Source organism: Lyngbya sp. CCAP 1446/10, from assembly GCF_026130175.1.
Taxonomy (GTDB): domain Bacteria; phylum Cyanobacteriota; class Cyanobacteriia; order Cyanobacteriales; family Microcoleaceae; genus Microcoleus.
The window spans coordinates 167,456-188,454 of record NZ_JAIGNI010000002.1 but is presented as its reverse complement, the minus strand read 5'-3'; the positions used below and the strand labels follow the sequence as shown (position 1 = coordinate 188,454).

The 20,999-nt window shown below is 45.5% G+C and carries 15 protein-coding genes; 6 read left to right on the top strand and 9 right to left on the bottom strand.

Annotated features, from left to right (window positions below; all coding sequences use genetic code 11):
- Positions 1-2: 2 nt before the first annotated feature.
- From K4039_RS01885 to K4039_RS01865, 5 genes are all read right to left on the bottom strand, one after another.
- Positions 3-410 carry a type II toxin-antitoxin system HigA family antitoxin gene (locus K4039_RS01885; protein ID WP_265233415.1) on the bottom strand — a complete coding sequence of 136 codons (408 nt, stop codon included), beginning with the start codon at positions 408-410 and terminating at the stop codon, positions 3-5.
- Positions 385-693 carry a type II toxin-antitoxin system HigB family toxin gene (locus tag K4039_RS01880; RefSeq protein ID WP_265233414.1) on the bottom strand — a complete coding sequence of 103 codons (309 nt, stop codon included), beginning with the start codon at positions 691-693 and terminating at the stop codon, positions 385-387. The genes K4039_RS01885 and K4039_RS01880 overlap by 26 nt, the downstream gene beginning before the upstream one ends.
- 271 nt (positions 694-964) lie before the next feature.
- On the bottom strand, positions 965-3,526 hold the full coding sequence (gene priA / locus K4039_RS01875; RefSeq protein WP_265233413.1) for a primosomal protein N': 2,562 nt from the start codon (positions 3,524-3,526) through the stop codon (positions 965-967).
- A gap of 293 nt (positions 3,527-3,819) precedes the next feature.
- Positions 3,820-5,925 carry an ATP-binding protein gene (locus K4039_RS01870; RefSeq protein WP_265233412.1) on the bottom strand — a complete coding sequence of 702 codons (2,106 nt, stop codon included), beginning with the start codon at positions 5,923-5,925 and terminating at the stop codon, positions 3,820-3,822.
- Between the two features lie 229 nt (positions 5,926-6,154).
- Complete coding sequence (locus K4039_RS01865; protein WP_265233411.1) at positions 6,155-7,177, bottom strand: ABC transporter substrate-binding protein; 1,023 nt, start codon at positions 7,175-7,177, stop codon at positions 6,155-6,157.
- 435 nt (positions 7,178-7,612) lie between these two features.
- Here K4039_RS01865 and K4039_RS01860 point away from each other — a divergent pair, with 435 nt between their 5' ends.
- Positions 7,613-8,557: a fused MFS/spermidine synthase gene (locus K4039_RS01860; RefSeq protein ID WP_265233410.1), complete on the top strand. Its 945-nt coding sequence runs from the start codon at positions 7,613-7,615 to the stop codon at positions 8,555-8,557.
- A gap of 39 nt (positions 8,558-8,596) precedes the next feature.
- Positions 8,597-8,767 (top strand): YqaE/Pmp3 family membrane protein, encoded by a 171-nt coding sequence (locus K4039_RS01855; RefSeq protein WP_265233409.1) that lies wholly within the window; start codon positions 8,597-8,599, stop codon positions 8,765-8,767.
- A 179-nt stretch (positions 8,768-8,946) separates the two neighbouring features.
- On the opposite strand, the gene K4039_RS01850 is transcribed toward K4039_RS01855, so the two are convergent.
- Positions 8,947-10,212, bottom strand: coding sequence for a lipid-A-disaccharide synthase (locus K4039_RS01850; protein WP_265233408.1), 1,266 nt, complete (start codon positions 10,210-10,212; stop codon positions 8,947-8,949).
- Between the two features lie 36 nt (positions 10,213-10,248).
- Here K4039_RS01850 and K4039_RS01845 point away from each other — a divergent pair, with 36 nt between their 5' ends.
- Positions 10,249-10,725 carry an ankyrin repeat domain-containing protein gene (locus tag K4039_RS01845; RefSeq protein WP_265233407.1) on the top strand — a complete coding sequence of 159 codons (477 nt, stop codon included), beginning with the start codon at positions 10,249-10,251 and terminating at the stop codon, positions 10,723-10,725.
- Between the two features lie 58 nt (positions 10,726-10,783).
- Here the strand turns inward: K4039_RS01845 and K4039_RS29730 are convergent, their stop codons facing one another.
- On the bottom strand, positions 10,784-12,379 hold the full coding sequence (locus tag K4039_RS29730) for a hypothetical protein (protein WP_321161496.1): 1,596 nt from the start codon (positions 12,377-12,379) through the stop codon (positions 10,784-10,786).
- A 324-nt stretch (positions 12,380-12,703) separates the two neighbouring features.
- Complete coding sequence (locus tag K4039_RS01835) at positions 12,704-13,690, bottom strand: calcium-binding protein (RefSeq protein WP_265233406.1); 987 nt, start codon at positions 13,688-13,690, stop codon at positions 12,704-12,706.
- 533 nt (positions 13,691-14,223) lie between these two features.
- Here K4039_RS01835 and K4039_RS01830 point away from each other — a divergent pair.
- From K4039_RS01830 to K4039_RS01825, 3 genes are all read left to right on the top strand, one after another.
- A complete protein-coding gene (locus K4039_RS01830) occupies positions 14,224-18,219 on the top strand; it encodes a magnesium chelatase subunit H (RefSeq protein WP_265233427.1) in 3,996 nt (1,331 codons plus the stop codon).
- Positions 18,220-18,341: 122 nt separating this feature from the next.
- Complete coding sequence (locus K4039_RS29870; protein ID WP_375339775.1) at positions 18,342-18,620, top strand: DUF262 domain-containing protein; 279 nt, start codon at positions 18,342-18,344, stop codon at positions 18,618-18,620.
- Between the two features lie 51 nt (positions 18,621-18,671).
- On the top strand, positions 18,672-19,334 hold the full coding sequence (locus K4039_RS01825; RefSeq protein WP_265233405.1) for a sensor histidine kinase KdpD: 663 nt from the start codon (positions 18,672-18,674) through the stop codon (positions 19,332-19,334).
- Positions 19,335-19,716: 382 nt separating this feature from the next.
- Here the strand turns inward: K4039_RS01825 and K4039_RS01820 are convergent, their stop codons facing one another.
- Positions 19,717-20,991, bottom strand: a complete 1,275-nt coding sequence (locus K4039_RS01820) for a sensor histidine kinase (RefSeq protein WP_265233404.1) — start codon at positions 20,989-20,991, stop codon at positions 19,717-19,719.
- Between the last annotated feature and the right edge of the window lie 8 nt (positions 20,992-20,999).

The window sequence follows — 20,999 nt, the reverse complement described above, 5'->3', positions numbered from 1 at the left end:
TTTTATTCCAGAAATGCCGCAGGCGATAGGTGAAAAAACTCAGCTAATTTCTGAATTTGAGTCACCGTCAGTTCCCTGTTACCATTCAAAACCTCAGCCACCAGAGACTCAGTAGAAAAAATATCAACTAAGTCTTTTTCTGAAAGCTCAGCTTCAACCATCAAAGCCTTGAGCAATTTAATTCCCTTTAGCAGAGGCATTGGCTCATGTTTCTCTTCATAATCATAGACAAGAATACCCAGCACATTTAAGTAATCTCGGTCATCTTGCGTCAGTTTTCGGCGATCCAAAATAGAATTAATCCGATTTTGGCTAGCAATTAACTCAGCTTCACAAGTAATCGGGCGCGGGGGAAAAGCTAGGATTAACTCAATGTAATCGCTACTAGGAGTTTTCAAACCAATCGTCATTTTTCCAATTCTCCCGATCGTATTCTGAATGAATTAACACACTGCGGACGAATACTTTTTGGTATTCATAATCAATAAAAGAGATTAGTCGATAATTATTGCCACCAATATTAAAGACTGTAAAATTACCTACTAAGTCAGCGGAGGGAAAGACTTGGCGTACCTCAACAAAGTTTTTCCACTCAGCCTCAGAAGTACGCTGATACCATATTAATAGACTTGGTTCAGCATTGGGGTGTTTTTCCCAAAATTCTCTCAATGGTTTTCGGCTGATGACACGCATTAGATAATTATTTTATTCCTTGCTTGATAAGTATTACAGCCTTTAAGGTGCGTCAGCTTGGAGATTGTCGATTATTGATACAATCGTCGAAGCTGACGCACCCTACGATTCCTCGCTTTTATCCGATGCCAGATCCCCCTCGCATCCCCCTTAAGAAGGGGAACTTTGAGAGTGCACCTGTGCCCCATTCTTAATGTGAGAATGCTCTTGTCCCCCCCTTATTAAGGGGGGTTAGGGGGGATCTAGCCCGATCGCACTTATCCATCCCCAATCAACCAAAATTCAATGGATCGACATCAATAGTTAGACTAACAGAACGCGGCGTACGATCGCGCAGCCCGATCAAATCCGACAAATCCACAGACTCATCCACAGGTAACTTCAGCAAAATCTGCCACCGATAGCGATTTGCAACCCGCATAATCGCCGCCGGTGCAGGCCCCAACATCTCGCAGCCAGTCACCGAAAGTCGATCGATATATTCGCGACAAACAGACGCCAATTGTACCGCAGTCACCGCAACTTCCGCCGCATCAACACTACTCAACCGCAACAAAATCAACCGCCCCGAAGGTGGATAATTCAACGCGGCCCTTTCTGCTAATTCCGTCTCCACAAAACCCGCATATTCGTGCCGCCTCACCGCTTGAATAACCCGATGTTCGGGAGTGTAAGTTTGGATAATTACCCGCCCCGGATCGTCACCTCTCCCCGCACGGCCCGCCACTTGAGTTAATGTTTGAAAAGCCCGTTCGCTAGCCCGATAATCCGATAAATTTAGCAACCCATCAGCAGACACAACTCCCACCAATGTTACTCCAGCTAAATCTAAGCCCTTCGTCAGCATTTGCGTACCCAACAAAATATCAGCTTCCCCATTAGCAAATTGAGTTAACAATCGGCGGTGATCGCCCTTATTTCTAGTAGTGTCGCTATCAAACCGAATCGCCCGCAATTCAGGAAACAATCTCGTTAATTCCTGTTCCACTCGTTGGGTGCCGCTACCGAAGTTTTTGAAGTAAGGAGAACTGCATTCAGGACAGTTTTGAGGGTGTCGTTCCGTGTGGTTGCAGTAGTGACAACGCAAAATTTCCGCGCTTCCTTCCCCGATGTGGTGATAAGAAAGAGAAACATCGCAATTCGGGCATTCCATCACGTAGCCGCAACTCCGACAAGAGACAAACGTGCTGTGTCCTCTTCTGTGAATAAATAGAATACCTTGCTGTTGTCTTGCTTGCAATTGTTCCAGGGCATTTTGCAGGGAAACGCTGAAAATTGAGCGGTTCCCTTGCCGCAATTCTTGCCGCATATCTACCACTTCCACAGGCGGCATCGGGCGGGAATAAATGCGAGTTGGTAATGATAAATAATGGATAGTTGGTAACGAGTCATAATCTCGGCGCGTCCCCACCAATGTCTCTAAGGCGGGCGTTGCGGAACCTAAAATTAAGGGACAATTTTCTAATTCGGCGCGCCATTTCGCAACAGTGCGGGCGTGGTAGCAGGGCGCTGGTTGGTCTTGTTTGAAGCTGCTGTCGTGTTCTTCGTCGAGGATAATTAAGCCGAGGTGAGGTAATGGTGCGAAAATGGCCGATCGCGTGCCGATGACAATTTGCGGGGCTCCAGCGAGCATCTGCCGCCATGTATCGTAACGTTCGCCGTCGGATAGGGCGCTGTGGTACACGCAAATTTGCTCGCCAAAACGGGCGCGGAATCTGTCTGTAAGTTGCGGTGTCAACCCGATTTCGGGGACGAGCACGAGGGCGGATTTGCCGCTGGCTAAGATTGGGGCGATCGCCTGCAAATACACTTCAGTCTTACCAGAACCCGTAACGCCGTGCAATAGCACTTGACGGAATCCCAAAAAACTGTTAATAAACGCTAAAGCTTCAGCTTGAAAATGAGTTAATTTTTTTGGCGCATCGGGTAATTGAGCAATTCCGCGATCGGCCCTGAGCACTTCCCTTTGGTCAATTACAACACTACCTTTTTGCTCCAAATTTTTGACAACCGAAGAACTTGCGCTGCAAATTCTCAGCAAATCATTCATCCACATTTCACCGCCACCCCGCCGCAAAACTTCCAATACTTCTTGTTGCCGCTTGGTTAAATCCGTGACAAAGGCACTGGGAATTAATGTCACCGCCGGTTTTAGTTGTGGTTTGGGAGGATGGGGCGGTTCTAAATAACTTTCTACCCAACCGCGTTGCAATAAATCTTTCAATCCCCGATAACTTCCCTTGACTTGCCCCTGGAGATATTTCCAAGTGTAATCGCCGTTTTTTTGAGCTTGCAGCAATTGCAAGATTTGACTGGCGGCGGGATTCAAAAATGTTTCGGCATTTGGAGAAATGGCGCTTTTAATTAACCTAATTCGGCGCACGGAACGGCTTAACAAACCGGGCGGCAGCGAGGCTCTAATTACTTGAATTAATGATGTGCAATAATAGGTGGATACACGTTCGATCAATTCCCAATAAGTAGGCGGGAAAAATCCAGTGCTGACAATATCTTCGACATCTTTCACCCGCGCCGGATCTAAGTCGGTTGGCAGTTGAGAAATGAACCGAATCGCGATCGCCCCTACCTGTTGACTGCCAAAGGGTACACTCAAAATATCCCCCGGCTGCACATTCAATTCCGCAGGTAAACGATAGGTAAATAACTTGTTTTCCTCCCCAGGCGAGTCCCCCGCGCCCCTGAAAGGAGAGTCCACCAACACCTCGATCCACTCTGCGCGCACGGTGGGGCGCTGGGGCGGTTCGCTGCTGCCGTAGGATGCCCCGGCCTCTGCCGCTATAGGGGTTGACAAACCAAAAGTGACAGTAGACATAGGGTTGCACATCATACTAGGAGGAGCCGCGGTCAAAGGGAGTTTTCATTATCCCTCAGTTTAGCTCGATCGATCGATATCGCAGTTTTCGATCGCAGGAAATACAGAGTAAGACAGTGCAATGCCTTTCACCGTCTCAATAATCGGCTAAAACCCGCTAGGGGTTTTCATCTCAAATCCGGTAATTACCGAATTATACCAAGTGCGAGTGTTCAAGACGAGGGAGTGTTCAAGACGAAGGAGTCTTTAGCCGATATTTGTCCATCAGTCAACTAAAAACAGCTTATATTAACTTAACTGAGGGATTTCGCGATCGGAATCTCGATCGCAAATTCAGTCCCTTCTCCCACTTTGGATATGCACTCCAACCTCCCGCCGTGTTTATCCACAACAATTTGATAACTAATTGACAGTCCCAAACCTGTACCTCTACCTACTGGTTTCGTCGTAAAAAAAGGATCAAAAATTTTTGCCTTCACTGCGTCATCTATTCCCGGCCCATTATCCTTAATACTGATTTTTACCCAATCTGGTTCTTGAATAGATGTAGTAATTATAATCTGACTAGGAAAGTTAATTTTCTGTTTGTTTGAATCCTGGTCTTCAGAATTGTGCAAGGCATATATGGCATTACTCAAAATATTCATAAATACTTGATTTAGCTGTCCAGCATAACATTCAACGGGCGGCAAATCTCCATAATTTTTGACAATTTCAATTTCATCAAAATTGGCTTGAGCCTTGACAGCACTCTGTAAAATCAACAGGGTACTGTCAAGTCCTTCATGAATATTAACTTCTTTTACGTCAGATTCATCCAAGCGAGAGAAATTTCGCAAACTTAGTACAATTTCACGAATGCGGCCAGTACCGACTTTCATGGAATCCAAGATTTTCGGCAAATCCTTCTTGATAAAATCAAGGTCACTATCCTCGATAAACGCTGCAATTTTATGGCTGGGATTAGGATATTCCTGCTGGTACAAATCAAGAAAAATTAGTAACTCTTGAGTGTATTGAGTAACGTAGGCGATATTGCCGTGAATGAAATTGACTGGGTTATTAATCTCGTGAGCCACACCAGCAATCATTTGACCCAAGGAAGACATTTTCTCTGTTTGAATGAGTTGAGCCTGGGTTTGCTGTAAATTTTGTAGAGTTTGTTCTAGTTGTTGAGCTTGAGCAGTCGCAGTGGCCGCAAGTTCATCCTTAAGTTGCAAGGTTTGATGAAGTTCTGCTTCAGCGCCCTTGCGATTGGTGATGTCAAAAATTACTCCGTCAAGCCACATAACCTCGCCGTTTTCATTGAATATGCCTTGACCTTTTTCTGACACCCATCTCACACTTTCATCCTGTCTCATGATGCGGTACTCGATCATATACTCTGGTTGATCGAGAATTATTTGATCGAGAATTTCTTCTACCATTTCTGCATCTTCAGGATGGATGATGCTGTTAAAAACTACAACTCGATTGTTAATAAAATCCGTGGCGGGATAGCCAGAAATTTCTGCGATCGCATCACTGATAAACTCGATCGTCCAGTCGGCATCGAATACCGATCGATAAACGGCACCAGGGAGATTAGAAACCAATGTTCTGAAACGTTTCTCGCTCTCCTGTAGCACCTCCGTATGGGACTGAATGCGTCCGGCCATTTGGTTAAAAGCGGCTGCAATCTGAGCAAGTTCGTCAGAACCTCCCAGTTGGGCGCGATCGCCCAATTTTCCTTTGCTGAAGCTGTTGCTCGCTGCTACCAACCTCGCAGCGCGCCCAGTCAAGGTTTTCTCAAAAAACAACCAGACAATCACGCAAAATAAAGCTAATCCAATACTCGTTTCAGTCGATCGCTGTAAAGCATCTGCATAAGCTTGCTGCTTCACCAACAAAAGATCATACTCTAGCAAAAGAATCCCGACTCTCGAAGGGCGAACTTCTCCCGGCTTAGCCCCCAACAAAACCGGATAAATTGCCCTGATACTCTCTCTATTTTGAGAAAGCTTGACTTCTCCTGACATGATTTCCCGAACTTTGGAAAATTCTGCTGGTAAATAGCTAGGTAATGAGATTTCGCTGACAGGGCGATTCCGCAATTCGTAACGAGTTGCCACAATTATTGTGTTATGTTCATCACAAAGTAAGGCTAAGCGGATATTGCGATCGCTCCCCAACTTGCTAATGGCGATTTCCACTTCCTCAACATCTCCTCTGCGGTACAAATATTCCAGCATTCCTGAGATTTGATTGGTGGAAAACTTCAAATTGCTCATTCCCTGTTCTTCTTGCCGGCGGTAGGACTGATCTACCTCCCGTTGAAAAGAAAATAAACCCAGCAAACTACCGCAAATCAGCAGAATGACCGGAATTGAGAAACGTAGAGGAAAAGGAAATCGTTTCATAGTTAGAAATTAGATAATAGTTGAGATTATAGATTATTCATGACTTACGCACCGCGTGCCAGAAACCCCGATTTGTCCCGGCTAGATTTGGTGGATAAACAGATAATTTTTCACATAAATTAGGTTAACAATTATCACTTTTAATTGTTTTTGCCACTAACCACAAATAAACTCCTAAAAATTCAAGTTAAACACAAATTTATTATCAAGAACCAAAATTTATTTCAGTTCACAACTTCACATTTTTGACCAGCCTATCGTCCAACAAAGGAGTGGGATCTAGCGCTTTAGGCAGTAATTTATTGTCTAACATAACTTGAGACAATCGCTTGACGCCCTTCAGCAATGAGGGGTCTGTTTTTCCTAGTAATTTTTGGTTTTCTTGCAGATCTTGACTGCTCAGCCCTTTTAAAGATTCTAAGAATTGCTCTGGAGTAACTCCTGTACGGGGAGCAATCCTACTAGCAGCATCCTGGGGGTTTTTTGTCAAGTAATCTAGGGCACGGAACCGACCGTCAACTAAAGCTTGTAAAGCCTTTGATTGGTTGTTAATTACATCCTCGCGCACTACAAGGACATCGATAACTTCACCCGGAATTTGCGAACTGTCAAACAGTAGTTTTGCACCGGATGCTAGCAGATTTGTCCGAGCCGAGCCAAAGGTAACAACTGCATCTATAGTTCCCTTTTTAAAGGCTCGCTCATGTTCTGATACTCCTAAAGAGACAATTTTTATATCTTTAGGTGACATACCTTTTTGTTCTAAAGCACGGGTAATCATGAAAGCTCCTAGTGCAGTAGATTCGAGGCCTACTGGTCGGTTTTTTAAGCCTTGCACATTTTGAATCTCTGGTTTTCCGAGAATCACATCCCCACCGTTAGAGAAATCCATCACAACTACAATTTTTACATCGGGATTAGTGGCTGCCAAGACCAAAGCTTCATCGATAGATAGCCCTGCTGCTTCAATTTCTCCATTTCGATAGGCTCGTACCTCTTCTGTAGCAGAAGGGTAATCTACTAATCGAATGGGGGTATGATCGTAGTAGCCTAAACTGCGAGCCAAGTACAGAGTTTCAAACCCTGGCCACACATTGGCACCGACTCGCAAAGGGGGTTCTGCTGTGGTGCAACTAGCTAATATGGCTGTACACAGTGTTACAGCAGCAATGCCAAGGGTAAACCTTTTTGTGAGTTTCAGACTCAATTCTCTCCAAAACTTGAGGTCAAACATCAGAGGATTTCTCAACATATATTTAAGTATGCCTAGGGTGATTCATTCGTAAATTATACTGGTAGGCGGACAGTTATTTTCAGGTGGTGCGATCGCCCATATTTACCAATCTAGTCAATATAAAGGTCGATCGGCAAATTGTAGCAGCCGCTTGAGGGTGAATAATTTGCCTGTAACAAATTGCCTGTGACAAACAACTTTATACACAACCCGCGCGGACACAAAAGTATTGATTTTTACTGCGAAGTGAAGGTGCGATCAGAAGGCGTGCTCGGAAGGTGCGATGGGAAGGTGGAGACGGTTCGCAATCTTCCAAACAGCAAGGAAATTATACCGTTCCCGATCAATTTAACTCCAATGTGTCGATCGCACTTACACACCCGCACCATTTTGTGCTAAGACTTAATACTTGTGACAACATCGACACAGCAGTTTACATTTGGAGAGTATTAGATGTCAGGTAGCGAAGTTCGTGCAGACTTTTGGATGAGCGAGTACATTACCCCTTGGGATATTTACGTTCACGGCATCATCGGCGTGCTCGCTTACAAAAAAACTGCCTACCAAGAAATGTACGTCGTTCAAACCGGCACCTACGGTAAAGGCTTAGTTTTAGACGGCAAATGGCAATCTTGTACAGGCGACGAGTTTCTGTACCACGAACCCCTAGTGCACCCAGCAATGATTGCTCACGGTTCGCCCAAAAAAGTGCTGGTTCTCGGCGGCGGCGAAGGAGCTACAATTAGAGAAGTGCTGCGCTGGAAAACAGTTGAAAAAGTAGTGATGATCGATATTGACGGCGAAGTAGTAGAAGCTTGCCGTGAATACCTGCCAGAAATGCACCAAAATGCCTTTGACGACCCCCGATGCGAAGTAGTAATCGGCGATGCTTTGGACTATTTAGACAACACTGACAACGATTGGGATATTGTGATTTCTGACTTGTCAGATCCCATTGAAGAAGGCCCATCTTTCCAGTTATTTACCAAAGAGTATTTTGAAAAAGTCCGCAAGATACTATCGCCTAATGGATATTTTGTAGTGCAAGCGGGCCCAGTTTCTCCAGCAGAAATGAAAATGCACGCCCGCATTGTCAACACCCTGAAAGCGGTATTCCCCAACGTTCAATCCTGCACCAGCTTTATTTCTACCTACGGAGCTCCTTGGGGTTTTGCCATAGCTTCCAGCCAGGAAATAAACACGCGGCCAGAACCCGAAGTTACCGACAAAATACTGGCAGAAAAAACAACTGGCGGGTTGCGGATGTTAGATGGGATTACCCTGTTGGGGTTGATGCAAGTTCCCGGTCACTTGCGGCGGGTAATCGCTGAGGAAACCGAAGTTTATACTATGGCAGCACCGCCTAAGTTTTTCGGGAAAGGGTCTATCGGTCAGTGAAGTTAAATTGCAAGAGAAAAGTCGTTTGGAGTAACTGAGATGAACAATTTAGTTCGCATAATCGCTGCCATTTTTCTTCCCCCTCTGGGCGTATTTTTGACTGTCGGCATCGGCACAGATTTTTGGATCAACGTGGTGCTCACGTTTTTTGGCTTTATTCCCGGCATTGTCCACGCCATTTGGGTAATTTCTAAGCACGATCGGGGCTAGATCTCCCTGGCACACTCCTTAAAAAGGGGGGGACAGGAGTATTCTCAAAGTCCCCCTTCTTAAGGGGGATTTAGGGGGATCTAGACTCGGATGTGAACGATAGATACAAAGGTTTTTAACCGATTTTTGATACTAATTGAACTAAATTCCTTGTCGCAGTTTGTAGCAAGGAAGGATTACTAATTACTGATAAAATCGATTTCTTCGCAAACCAATTCAGCGATTTTCTGCGCCGCCCCAGATTCGCCGCGCACGCTGCGGAGCCGATCGCCCATTTGTGCTAATTTATCAGGATGGCTCAAATAGTCGATCGCCAAATCAGCCACAACCTCCGCTTCCAGCTTCCCGATTAACTCTGGCACAATCTCCTCCCCAGCCCAGATATTCGGCCAAGCATAAAGCTTTCCCTTCCCCAACTGCAAGATTAGCCAATTAATTCCAGTTGCAAAAACAGAACCAACTAACGGCAAATTTGCCAACAATCCCGGCAAACCATCCCAAGCCTTCATCGCATCCAACTGCTGCGTCGGAATCAACACAATCATCGGTACAGCTAACGAACCCAATTCCGCAGTATTCGCCCCCACAGTAGTCAAACACAGGCTGCATTTTGATAGCAAATTATAGGCTGGTGTCTCAGTCCAAAGTTCTATTTGTAAGCCATTTGCTGTCTGCAAAAACGGCGTTTCTGTTAAATGCAGTTCGGCGCTGGCGTTTTTAAATAAGTGCAGGCAGGGATTTTGTTTTGGATCGGCAAAACCTGCTATAGTTTGCAGGTCTAAGGTGGGAGCAACGGGAATTACAAAGCGCGTTTGAGGGCGGATGCGATGGATCGATTGCGCGATCGCCAAACATAACGGTACACCTAAAGCTAATTTTGCCGCTTTAGAACCGGGTAACAATCCAATTAACTCTATTTCTAGTGGGGGCGGTGCGCCGTCTTTTGCGTCCGATTTGCGATCGCCTACTTCTGCAATCAAATCTCCCACAACTGCAAATTTATCAGCATATTTTTGCGGAACTTTAGCAAAAACTTCCGGTTTCATCGCCGCAAACTTATCAATCCAGCGATACCACCGGGCGTCCCATTCCGCATAAGTAACAGTCCGATATTTTAGCCTTTTGCCAATCACAACCGTAAAAAATTGGTCGCCGCCTAAAAATAAAACAACTCCGGTTTTATACCAATCCCAATTTTCCGCAGTTTTGCCAGATAATAAGAATCGCATAAAATGCTCCGGTGCTTGCACTCTGTCCACTTCTGGGTAGGAAGATGCGATTTCTGCTTCTTTCCCCGTGGCGTGCGGACAGGGGGACAGCACCACCGAAATTCGGGCTTCTGTGCCCCTGTTTGCCAATTGCTGGCGCAATGCTTGCACGGCGGGACGCACCCAAGTTGCTAATTCTCCGGGCCCGTTGGAGAGGATTAAAATATCGACTGTCATAGGACTTAATATTTGAAAGGATGCAACGGAGATTTTATGACAGATTTAATGGATGCCGTCAAGATGGGTGATGTGGCGGCTGTGGAAAGTGCGATCGAACAACGCGCAGATATCAACGCCAAAGATGACGAAGGCGCAACGGCTTTGACGGCTGCGGCTGAGGCTGGCAATGCTGAAATTGTCAAAAAAATCCTCGCAGCAAGCGCGGATGCTAACAGTCAGGATAAAGACGGGTGGACGCCGTTAATGAGTGCCGCAGCAGCGGGACATAGCGAGATTGTACAGCTTTTGCTGGAAGCTGGGGCGGATGTGAATGCTAAAACTAATTTTGGTTTGACGGCTTTGATGAGTGCGGCGGGTAGCGGGCGTACTCAAGTTGTGGAATTTTTGATCGAAAAGGGTGCTGATGTCAAAGCTAAGGATAATAATACTTGGACTGCTTTAATTTGGGCATCTTCGGAAAATCATCAAGATGTTGTTGAGGTTTTGAAGCTGGCGCGCGATCGGGCTTAATTATTGAGAAACCCGGTTGCTTTGAGCGATCGGGTTTCTCGTTAGTATTAATTGCTTTCTAGCCTAGGAAGAAAGGACTAGGCCCAAAGTCGGTGCTAGGAAATGTCTGTTGTTTCAAATTTAATCCAGCACCTCCCTCAAGAATTGCAATTCTATCTCCTGCTTTTGAGATCACTAAATCTGCACCCACTGGAGATATTTGATAGTCACTGAGTGTGCCTGATAGCTGAAGTACATCTCCCTGACTGGCATTAAAGTCGCGAATGCGAGCCTCCCCCGGGCCTAAATACAATTCTTGAGTGGTGTTGCGGAAGCTGCTACCAGGAGAACCCGAATTATTGTCATAAGCCAAAATAACAGTATCAGCACCTTCGCTACCAATCAACGTATCAAATTCGTTGCTACCGTCGCTCGAATAACTGCCATCAAAAGCAACTCCAATAATTGTTGTTTTTCCCTTACCAAAAGCAGTAACAATATCATTCCCCGAACTCCCGACAAAAGTTGCCGATCGATTGGTTTCAAATTGCCCAACTTTTGTATACTGGTCGATACCTGAATCAAAATTTCCTGCTTGAACCGCCGCAGCAACATCGGGATTGCTTGCTAAATATCCAGCTTCCAAAAAGTTATTCACTACAGAAACTTTATCAAAAGAAATTAGGCGCTCGATCCCCTGATTTACCAGAAACGGCATATTCGCACCGCCCTCGACTATACCTACCGGTGCAAAAGCCCTAATCGGCACCACGCTAATCCTAAAATCTCCATTAGGAGTATTGTTAAACAGATAGTTGCCTCTCGTTCCCGCTAGGTTGATCTTATCGGCTTGCGGGTTAAAGTTTTTAATCGTAGCGTAGTTGCTGTTGCTAACCCCTCCGTAAAAATTCCCCCCATTCACATCGGCAAAATCCCCAACACCGAGCAAGAAAGTATCAGTACCTTGACCGCCAATTAGGGTGTCATTTACAGGGGAAAAAGGAAAACCGGAAGGTTTTTCATAAACTCGATCGCCGGCTGCATTCAAAGATACTTGAATGCCAATGATTTCAACTTTTCCTACACCAAATCCAGTCACAATGTCAGTGCCTTTAGTGCCGACAAATGTCGCCGCTCGCGTTGGCTCAAATTGTCCAAATTTTCGGTAGTGTTCTCCGCCAGTTTTGAAAACTCCCTCCTTAACTGCTGCTGCTATATCGGGGTTTTTTAGTAAGTATTCTGGTTCAAAAAATGTGTTGGCGTAAAGGTCTTGTTTGGCTCCGAATTTGACAAAATGATCTAATCCTGATTTGAAAGTGCCGTTCTGTAAAAATGGCACAAGTACGGGGTATCGTTTTAAATAAATCGCTTCGTCGTAGTCAGGGGATACTTGGGTGCGACCTTCTTCGTAACCAAACTGGATAAAGTGGTCTAAACCAGAGGTAAAAGGCGCGTTTGGATTGTTGGCGGTGCGGACAAGGGAAGCAATATCTGGATTTTGAGCTAGATAGGTTGGTTCGTCAAAATACCGCGATACTTTCGTTAAGCCGCCGGCTTGACCGAACTTTTCAAAGTGTTCTTTCCCAGATTTGATGATTCCTGCATCAATGGCAGGTTTCACCCAAGGATATTGGGACAGGTAGTATTGTTCGTCAAAGATGTCATAGTTTGCCATTGTTTGCCCAACTTATGAAATTTAAGCGATTTTATTATAAAATATTCCTCCTGTGTGCAGTCAAGTAACTTTTTGTTACATCGATTTTTAACCAACGAATTATAATATCATACTTATGCGCGCCGTCAAGTATATTGTGTTACATCGCTTTCAAGGATTTTGATTGCAGCATAAAAAAGGCCGATCGCCCTTTTTGAATAAGACGATCGCCCACCAAAACTCAAAAGTCATCAATCATCAGTATTAGCGAATGACTAATGACTAATGACTAATGACTAATGACTAATGACTAATGACCAATGACCAATGACTAATAACCAATGACTAACCGATCGCAAAAGTACCGTCACCATTAGATTGTTGGAAAGTCAAATTCAAGCTTCCTCCTCCTTCAATCACGCCCAGCACATCTCCAAAACGCTGGATTGACAAATTACCACCAACAGGAGTCAGGCTGTAGCCGTCGCTTAAAGAATTTCCTTGCAGTTGGATAAAATCGTTTTCTATGTCGAAGTTCCGAATCGTAGCTTGACCGTTACCCAAATACAACGGTGTCGGGATGACATTCCCGGCTGTAGCAGGAACTCCGAGGACGAATGTATCAATTCCCGGACTGCCAATTAGGACATCGAACTCATTGGTGCCGAAGCTTTCATACTGCCGATTGCCGTTGGGAGCGATACCGACTTCTACTCCCACAAGTTCGGTATTCCCCACGCCAACACCAGTGAGAACATCGTTGGTGCGGCTGCCTACAAAAGTCGCAGAACGATTGGGTTCGTTTTTCCCAAAGTTGAAGTAGTGTTCCCGACCAGTTTTCAAGGTTCCAGAGTTGACAAACGGTACGATGTCCGGGTTTTGTTTTAAGTATTCCGCTTCAAAAAACGAAGTTCCAAAACGACCTTCTTTTGCCCCGAATTGAACGAAATGTTGATAGCCTGATTTGAAAGTTCCGTTCTGAACAAATGGTTGTAGTTCTGAATTGTTTGCTAAATAAAAGCTTTCGTTGTATTCGGGGGATACTTGGGCCCGGCGCTGTCCTTCATCGTAGCCGAACTGAATAAAGTGATCGAGACCTGTTGCAAAAGGTGCGTTGGGATTGACTGTGCGGACGAAGGGTGCGAGATCTGGATTGCCTGCAAGGTAAGTAGCTTCGTCAAAATAACGCGAGACTTTAGTTAAGCCGCCTGCTCTACCGAATTTTTCAAAGTGTTCTCTACCGGATTTGATGACTCCTGCATCAATGGCCGGCTGAATCCAAGGATATTGTGAGAGGTAGTATTTTTCGTCGAAAATTGCGTAGTTAGCCATGTTTTCCCCCTAGGGTTTTGATGAGCTTGACAATCAACAGCAATTAACTTCACCTGAGCTCGATCGCCCATTGGGAACTTCTAGATTAGAGACTTTGTAAAACAATTTTAAGTTCCCGGCAAAATATCCGGTTTTTCTAATAGCGCACTCATCCGAATGGACAATTTAATATTCGGAAATTAGGCATTTTGGTGGTTAATTAATTGCTCGCTCGCCTGTTTAATGAGTTCTACAAACTTAAAAACTTTTCTCAGGAGCCTTTTTGTTAAAGATTGGTTGATAGTTTATTTATTTTGATAATTTAATCTAATTCATACTATATAATTTATGTCAAGTAAATTTTTGTAAAGAAAATTTGGAGTGGTTGCTCAACGAATTTGTCAAATAATGTAACGAAAAATCGTAATAAATTTGTCGAATTGTGTCATGTACAAGCTCAAATCGCCCAATGGCCAGCGTTTTCTGGTAAAAATGCTTATGGGATAAAAAAATTCCCGATTGCCGAAAACAGCATCTTAAAGGAGCCTAACCGGATGTTCACTCACGTCAAGCCCACCATTCGCCACATCGTGCCGGAAAACTTGCAGGGGCGATCGCTCATGAAGGTGGTCTATGTCGTACTAGAACCGCAGTATCAAAGCGCCCTGTCCGCAGCGGTTCGAGCGATAAATAACAAAAATCCGAATCTGGCAATAGAAATCAGCGGCTACCTGATCGAAGAACTCCGCAGCCCGGAAAATTACGAGGCCTTCAAGCGGGATGTCGCGGATGCCAACGTATTTATTGCTTCTCTAATTTTTATCGAAGATTTGGCCGAAAAAGTGGTAGCGGCTGTAGAACCGCTGCGCGACAGCTTGGATGTCGCCGTCGTCTTCCCGTCGATGCCTGGGGTGATGCGACTCAATAAAATGGGCACTTTCTCGATGGCGCAGTTGGGACAAAGCAAAAGCGCGATCGGCGAATTCATGAAAAAACGGAAGGAAAAGTCCGGTAGTTCCTTCCAAGACGGAATGCTGAAACTGCTGCAAACTTTGCCGAAAGTGCTGAAATATTTGCCGATCGACAAAGCGCAAGATGCCCGCAACTTCATGCTAAGTTTCCAGTATTGGCTGGGCGGTTCCCAAGAAAACTTGGAAAACTTCCTGCTGATGCTGTCACAAAAATATGTCTTCAAAGGCCAGGAACAGCTAACTTTTCAAGAGCCCGTTGTCTACCAGGACATGGGGATTTGGCATCCTTTGGCACCGTCCATGTTTGATGATGTCAAAGGATATCTGAATTGGTATAATGCCCGCACAGATATTTCCTCAGACCTCAAAGATCCCCTGGCACTTTGCATCGGTTTAGTGTTGCAGCGCACTCACTTAGTCACCGGAGATGACGCGCACTACGTCGCAATTGTGCAGGAATTCGAGGCAATGGGCGCGCGGGTGATACCGATTTTTGCCGGCGGTTTGGACTTCTCGAAACCCGTTGAAACGTTTTTCTTGGAAGTTGGGCCCAAGGGTTTGGCACCGCTGCCGATCGTAGATGCGGTAGTTTCTCTGACTGGTTTTGCGTTGGTGGGCGGGCCGGCGAAACAAGATCACCCGAAGGCGATCGAGACTTTGAAAAAGCTCAACTGCCCTTATATGGTGGCTTTGCCGCTGGTTTTCCAAACGACGGAAGAGTGGGAAAATAGCGATTTGGGCTTGCACCCGATTCAAGTTGCTTTGCAGGTTGCTATTCCTGAGTTGGATGGTGCGATCGAACCGATTATTTTGTCGGGAAGAGATGGCGCAACTGGTAAGGCGATCGCCCTACAAGACCGAGTTGAGACGATTTCCCAGCGCGCCATGAAGTGGGCAATGCTGCGTCGCAAACCAAAATTAGACAAGAAAGTTGCGATCACAGTTTTCAGTTTCCCCCCCGACAAAGGCAACGTTGGAACAGCCGCTTACCTCGACGTTTTCGGCTCAATTTACGAAGTATTGAAAGCCTTAAAAGGCAACGGTTACGACTTGCCAGAACTGCCTGAATCCGCAGAAAAACTGATGCAAGAAGTCATCCATGACGCAACAGCCCAATACCAAAGTCCAGAATTGAATGTTGCTTACCGGATGTCCGTAGCTGAATACGAAGAATTCACTCCTTACTCGGAACGTTTGCAAGAAAACTGGGGCCCGCCTCCTGGACATTTGAACAGCGACGGACAAAATTTGCTGATTTTCGGCAAACATTTCGGTAACGTGTTTATCGGAGTGCAACCTACTTTTGGATACGAAGGCGATCCGATGCGGTTGTTATTCTCTCGTTCTGCAAGTCCCCACCACGGTTTTGCTGCTTACTACACATATTTGGAGCGCATTTGGGGTGCGGATGCGGTGCTGCACTTCGGCACTCATGGTTCCCTAGAATTCATGCCTGGTAAGCAAATGGGAATGTCTATCGATTGTTATCCCGACAGTTTGATCGGCAAAATTCCTAACCTCTATTATTACGCTGCGAACAATCCCAGCGAGGCAACAATTGCTAAGCGTCGTAGTTATGCTGAAACCATTAGCTATCTGACTCCTCCGGCTGAAAATGCTGGTTTGTACAAAGGTTTGCAGGAACTTAGCGAGTTAATTGCTTCTTATCAAACTTTGAAGGATACGGGCCGGGGTGTGCCGATTGTGGATGCGATCGTTGAAAAATGCCGTTTGGTCAATTTGGACAAGGATATCGCCCTACCTCCCGAACAGGAAAGAGGCGTTGCTGCGGGCATGACTGCGGAGGAACGGGACAATTTAGTTGGCTTGGTTTACCGCAAGTTGATGGAGATTGAGTCGCGGTTGTTACCTTGTGGTTTGCATATTATCGGGAAGCCGCCAACTGCTGAAGAGGCGATCGCAACTTTGGTAAATATCGCCAATTTAGACCGCGAAGAAGACAACCTGCTAAGCTTACCGCGAATTATCGCCAACAGTCTGGGACGCGATATCGAAGACGTTTACACCAACAGCGACAAAGGCATTTTAGTCGATGTCGAATTGCTGCAAAGCATCACCTTAGCCTGTCGGGATGCAGTTAGCGCTTTGGTTAAGGAACAAACCGATGCTGAGGGCCGAGTTTCCCTGGTTTCCAAGTTGAATTTCTTCAACATGGGCAAGAAAACACCTTGGATTGAATCGCTGCACGCCGCGGGTTACAAAAATGTCGATCCAGAACCGATTAAACCGCTGTTTGAGTATCTGGAATTCTGCTTGAAACAAGTTTGCGCTGATAACGAATTAGGCGCTTTGTTGCGCGCCCTAGAAGGCGAATACGTTCTACCGGGCCCCGGTGGCGATCCGATTCGCAACCCGGATGTTTTGCCGACTGGCAAGAATATGCACGCTTTGGACCCGCAGTCAATCCCCACAACAGGGGCAATCAAGTCTGCTAAGGTTGTTGTCGATCGGCTATTAGAAAGACAGCGCACCGATAACGGCGGCAACTATCCCGAAACCATCGCCGTTGTGCTCTGGGGAACCGACAACATCAAGACTTACGGCGAATCCCTTGCCCAAGTAATGTGGATGGTTGGAGTCAAGCCAGTTCCCGACGCATTGGGCCGAGTCAACAAACTCGAATTGCTATCTTTAGAAGAGTTGGGCCGTCCTCGGATTGACGTAGTAATTAACTGTTCCGGCGTATTCCGCGACTTGTTCATCAATCAAATGAACTTGTTAGACAGGGCAGTGAAAATGGCAGCAGAAGCCGACGAACCGTTAGAAATGAACTTCGTCCGCAAACACGCCTTGAAGCAAGCCGAAGAAATGGGAATCAACCTGCGACAAGCAGCAACCCGCGTATTTTCCAATGCTTCCGGTTCCTATTCATCTAACGTCAACTTGGCGGTAGAAAACAGCACCTGGGAAAGCGAAGCCGAGTTGCAGGAAATGTACTTAACCCGCAAATCCTTCGCCTTTTCCTCCGACAATCCGGGAACTATGGAACAAGACAGGCAGATTTTTGAATCATCGTTAAAAACTGCTGATGTCACCTTCCAGAACTTAGATTCTGCGGAGATTTCGCTAACCGATGTGTCGCACTATTTCGACTCAGATCCGACTAAATTAATCGGCAGTTTGCGCGCCGACGGGAAGAAACCAACATCCTTCGTTGCTGATACAACGACAGCGAACGCGCAGGTACGGACGCTATCAGAAACTGTGCGCTTAGATTCGCGGACTAAGCTGCTGAATCCGAAGTGGTACGAAGGGATGTTATCGCACGGTTATGAGGGTGTGCGGGAGATTTCTAAGCGTCTGGTGAACACGACTGGATGGAGTGCGACTGCTGGCGCTGTGGATAATTGGGTGTATGAGGATGTGAACGGTACGTTTATCCAAGATGAGGAGATGCAGAAGCGTTTGCTGAATCTGAATCCTCATTCGTTCCGCAAGATTGTCAGCACTTTGCTTGAGGTGAATGGCCGGGGTTATTGGGAGACTTCGGAGAGTAATTTGGACAGATTGCGGGAGTTGTATCAGGAGGTGGAAGATCGGATTGAAGGGGTAGAGTAGAATAGTGTGGGGCAGGCTTTCGGGCCTGCCTCTCGACTATACTATAATTGGAATATTCCACTTAGTGGCGATACCTGCTGCTAGGTAAGTAAAAAAACAAATCTTAGATATATTTGAATTGAATGGTACTGAAAGTAGATAGTTGCAACATTTACAAAGTTTTCGGTTTAGGTGGCGGGATTCATTATGTTATGCCCCACTTTCAACGCCAATATAGTTGGGGGAAAACTGAATGGCAAGTGTTATTAGACGATGCAATCGCAATTTATGAGGAATATAATCCAGAACTAGAACCAGAACATTTTATAGGATCTCTGGTAGTCATCAATGATGGAACACGCAATGGCACAATACTAGTACAGTGCGGCGTAAGTACACAGACTATATCTGTGGTAGAATAACATAGTTAGCTTATACCCGTGTAGGCGATCGCCCACGAAGTCCGCACTCCTTTGGCCACCATTCGCACCCTGACTCGGCTGCTGCTGAAACGTCCCAAACTCGAACCGGTGGTGGTGAAGCGTTTGGAAATGATTGATGCTGAGTGTACCGCTCAGATCGATCGCTTCGGTTTAATTTTCCGCGCCGTGGAATTGGAAATGTCGCAAGTTAAAAATTCTGGGATGCAGCTAACAGCAATGTCCCTCGGTGAAGTGCTGCAAAATAGCATTCCCCGCTGGCAAAAACAAGCAATTCAGCGCAACCACACTTTAGAAATTATTGTGCCCCAAAAATTGCCGGCGGTAGTCAGCGATCCGACAATGTTGGATCAGGTTTTAACTAATTTGATTGAGAATTTTACTCGAACTTTGCCATCGGGGAGTCGCATTCAGGTAGAAGTGACTTTGGCGGGCGATCAGTTAAAGTTGCAGTTAGAATCGGAGCACCTACCTGAAGGTAATGGCACCTCGACTTTTGCAGCTTCAGCGAATGCTCCTTTGCGATCGATCGATCGATCGATCGGGCCTTTGTTGATGGTGCAGCCGGAGACTGGAAGTTTGAGTTTAAATTTGAGCGTGACTAAGAATTTATTTCGAGCAGCAGGCGGGAAATTAGTAATACGCCAGCGGCCGCAAAAAGGCGACGTAATGACCATATTTTTGCCGCTGCAATAGTCATTAGTCAGATCATTTCCGGTTGGCATCGGAATTATATATTTGGATGGTTAGTGCGAGCTTCTCACTCGCGATCCATGTCGCGAGTAAGAAGCTCGCACTAATGATATCAGGAATGAAAAATAAATAACTTGCACAATTAAACCCCAGAAGCCTTAATCCAAGGTAAACTATTGCTCTATTAGTCACCTTATTTATTTTTCATTCCTCAATTCCAGTTGCACCGAAATGATAGGTAGGACGCGCCACCGTGTCCTGAATGTGGGTTATATTAATTCCGATGCTACCGGATTTGATATCATTGGTTAGTTGTTAGTTGTTAGTTGTGATTGGTTAACAAATAACAAATAACCAATAACCAATAACCAATAACCAATAATATTCACTCAATGAAAAGCTCAATCACAAACTTAGTTCCTTCTCCCAGTGCCGAAATACAACTCAGTTTACCCCCATGTTTTTCTTCCACAATCTGACGGGCGATCGCCAATCCCAATCCCGTTCCTTTCCCAGCCTCTTTTGTAGTAAACAGGTAGTCGAATATCCGCAATTTTACTGAGTCCGACATACCCTGGCCATTATCTTCGATCCGAATTACTACGGTTGAAAGGTCGATCGACCTTTCAGTAAAAATCATAATTCGCCTAGGTTCGGTTTCTAATTCCGCAAAGGTTTGTCCAACGCACCCTGCATCCAAAGCATCGATCGCGTTAGCGATAATATTCATAAACACTTGATTTAATTGACCGGAAAAACAATTAATCGCTGGCACATCACCGTAGTTAGTAATCACTTCAATGGCTGGACGCAGATTATTGGCCTTGAGGCGATGGCGCAGAATTAGAATAGTGCTATCAATCCCTTCATGGAGGTTAAATTTTTGCTTTTGGTCGCTGTCGGCGCGAGAGAAAGTGCGGAGGCTTTTACTAATAGATACAATGCGATCGCCCCCATCCTTCATGGCTCTGATTAACTTCGGTAAATCTTCCCTCAAATATTCTAGCTCTATCTTCTCTAGTTCCGCAGTGATTTCTGCACCTGGTTGGGGAAATTGACGGCGATACAAATCAATTAAACCAAATAAATCATTGATGCTATCTTGCACAAAATGGACATTACCCACCACACACCCAATGGGATTGTTTATTTCGTGAGCAACCCCCGCCACTAATTGTCCCAGAGTGGAGAGTTTTTCTTGTTGCACCAATTGCAATTGAGCCTTCTGCAAGTCATGAGTACGTTCTGCCACTCGTTGTTCTAAGGTGTCGGCGAGTTGCTTTAAGCGCCAGTGAACTTTCACTCTTGCTAATACTTCCTGGGCTTCAAAAGGTTTGGTGATGTAGTCTACCGCCCCCAAGGACAAGCCTTCGACTTTATTCTCCGTATCTGTTAAAGCCGTCATGAAAATTACTGGGATACCTTTAGTGGCGGGGTTTGCTTGGAGGTGGCGGCAGGCTTCAAAACCATCCATTTTGGGCATTTGCACATCGAGTAAAATTAGTTCTGGATGAGCATAGGCCACCATAGCTAGGGCTTCTTCGCCATCCACTGCCATGCGAATTTTGTAGTTGGCGGATTTTAAGGTTTTGGAGAGGACAGACAAGTTAGTTGCATTGTCATCCACAATCAAAATAAAGGGATCGGTTGAGTCAACCATAGTTTATA

What these genes read in the sequence shown, in the direction of transcription:
- K4039_RS29870 (WP_375339775.1), top strand. Translation starts at nt 18,342, where the DNA reads ATGGTACTGAAAGTAGATAGTTGCAACATTTACAAAGTTTTCGGTTTA.
- K4039_RS01845 (WP_265233407.1), top strand. Translation starts at nt 10,249, where the DNA reads ATGACAGATTTAATGGATGCCGTCAAGATGGGTGATGTGGCGGCTGTG.
- K4039_RS01830 (WP_265233427.1), top strand. Translation starts at nt 14,224, where the DNA reads ATGTTCACTCACGTCAAGCCCACCATTCGCCACATCGTGCCGGAAAAC.
- K4039_RS01865 (WP_265233411.1), bottom strand. Translation starts at nt 7,177, where the DNA reads ATGTTGAGAAATCCTCTGATGTTTGACCTCAAGTTTTGGAGAGAATTG.
- K4039_RS01835 (WP_265233406.1), bottom strand. Translation starts at nt 13,690, where the DNA reads ATGGCTAACTACGCAATTTTCGACGAAAAATACTACCTCTCACAATAT.
- K4039_RS01855 (WP_265233409.1), top strand. Translation starts at nt 8,597, where the DNA reads ATGAACAATTTAGTTCGCATAATCGCTGCCATTTTTCTTCCCCCTCTG.
- K4039_RS01870 (WP_265233412.1), bottom strand. Translation starts at nt 5,925, where the DNA reads ATGAAACGATTTCCTTTTCCTCTACGTTTCTCAATTCCGGTCATTCTG.
- priA (WP_265233413.1), bottom strand. Translation starts at nt 3,526, where the DNA reads ATGTCTACTGTCACTTTTGGTTTGTCAACCCCTATAGCGGCAGAGGCC.
- K4039_RS29730 (WP_321161496.1), bottom strand. Translation starts at nt 12,379, where the DNA reads ATGGCAAACTATGACATCTTTGACGAACAATACTACCTGTCCCAATAT.
- K4039_RS01860 (WP_265233410.1), top strand. Translation starts at nt 7,613, where the DNA reads ATGTCAGGTAGCGAAGTTCGTGCAGACTTTTGGATGAGCGAGTACATT.
- K4039_RS01850 (WP_265233408.1), bottom strand. Translation starts at nt 10,212, where the DNA reads ATGACAGTCGATATTTTAATCCTCTCCAACGGGCCCGGAGAATTAGCA.
- K4039_RS01885 (WP_265233415.1), bottom strand. Translation starts at nt 410, where the DNA reads ATGACGATTGGTTTGAAAACTCCTAGTAGCGATTACATTGAGTTAATC.
- K4039_RS01880 (WP_265233414.1), bottom strand. Translation starts at nt 693, where the DNA reads ATGCGTGTCATCAGCCGAAAACCATTGAGAGAATTTTGGGAAAAACAC.
- K4039_RS01820 (WP_265233404.1), bottom strand. Translation starts at nt 20,991, where the DNA reads ATGGTTGACTCAACCGATCCCTTTATTTTGATTGTGGATGACAATGCA.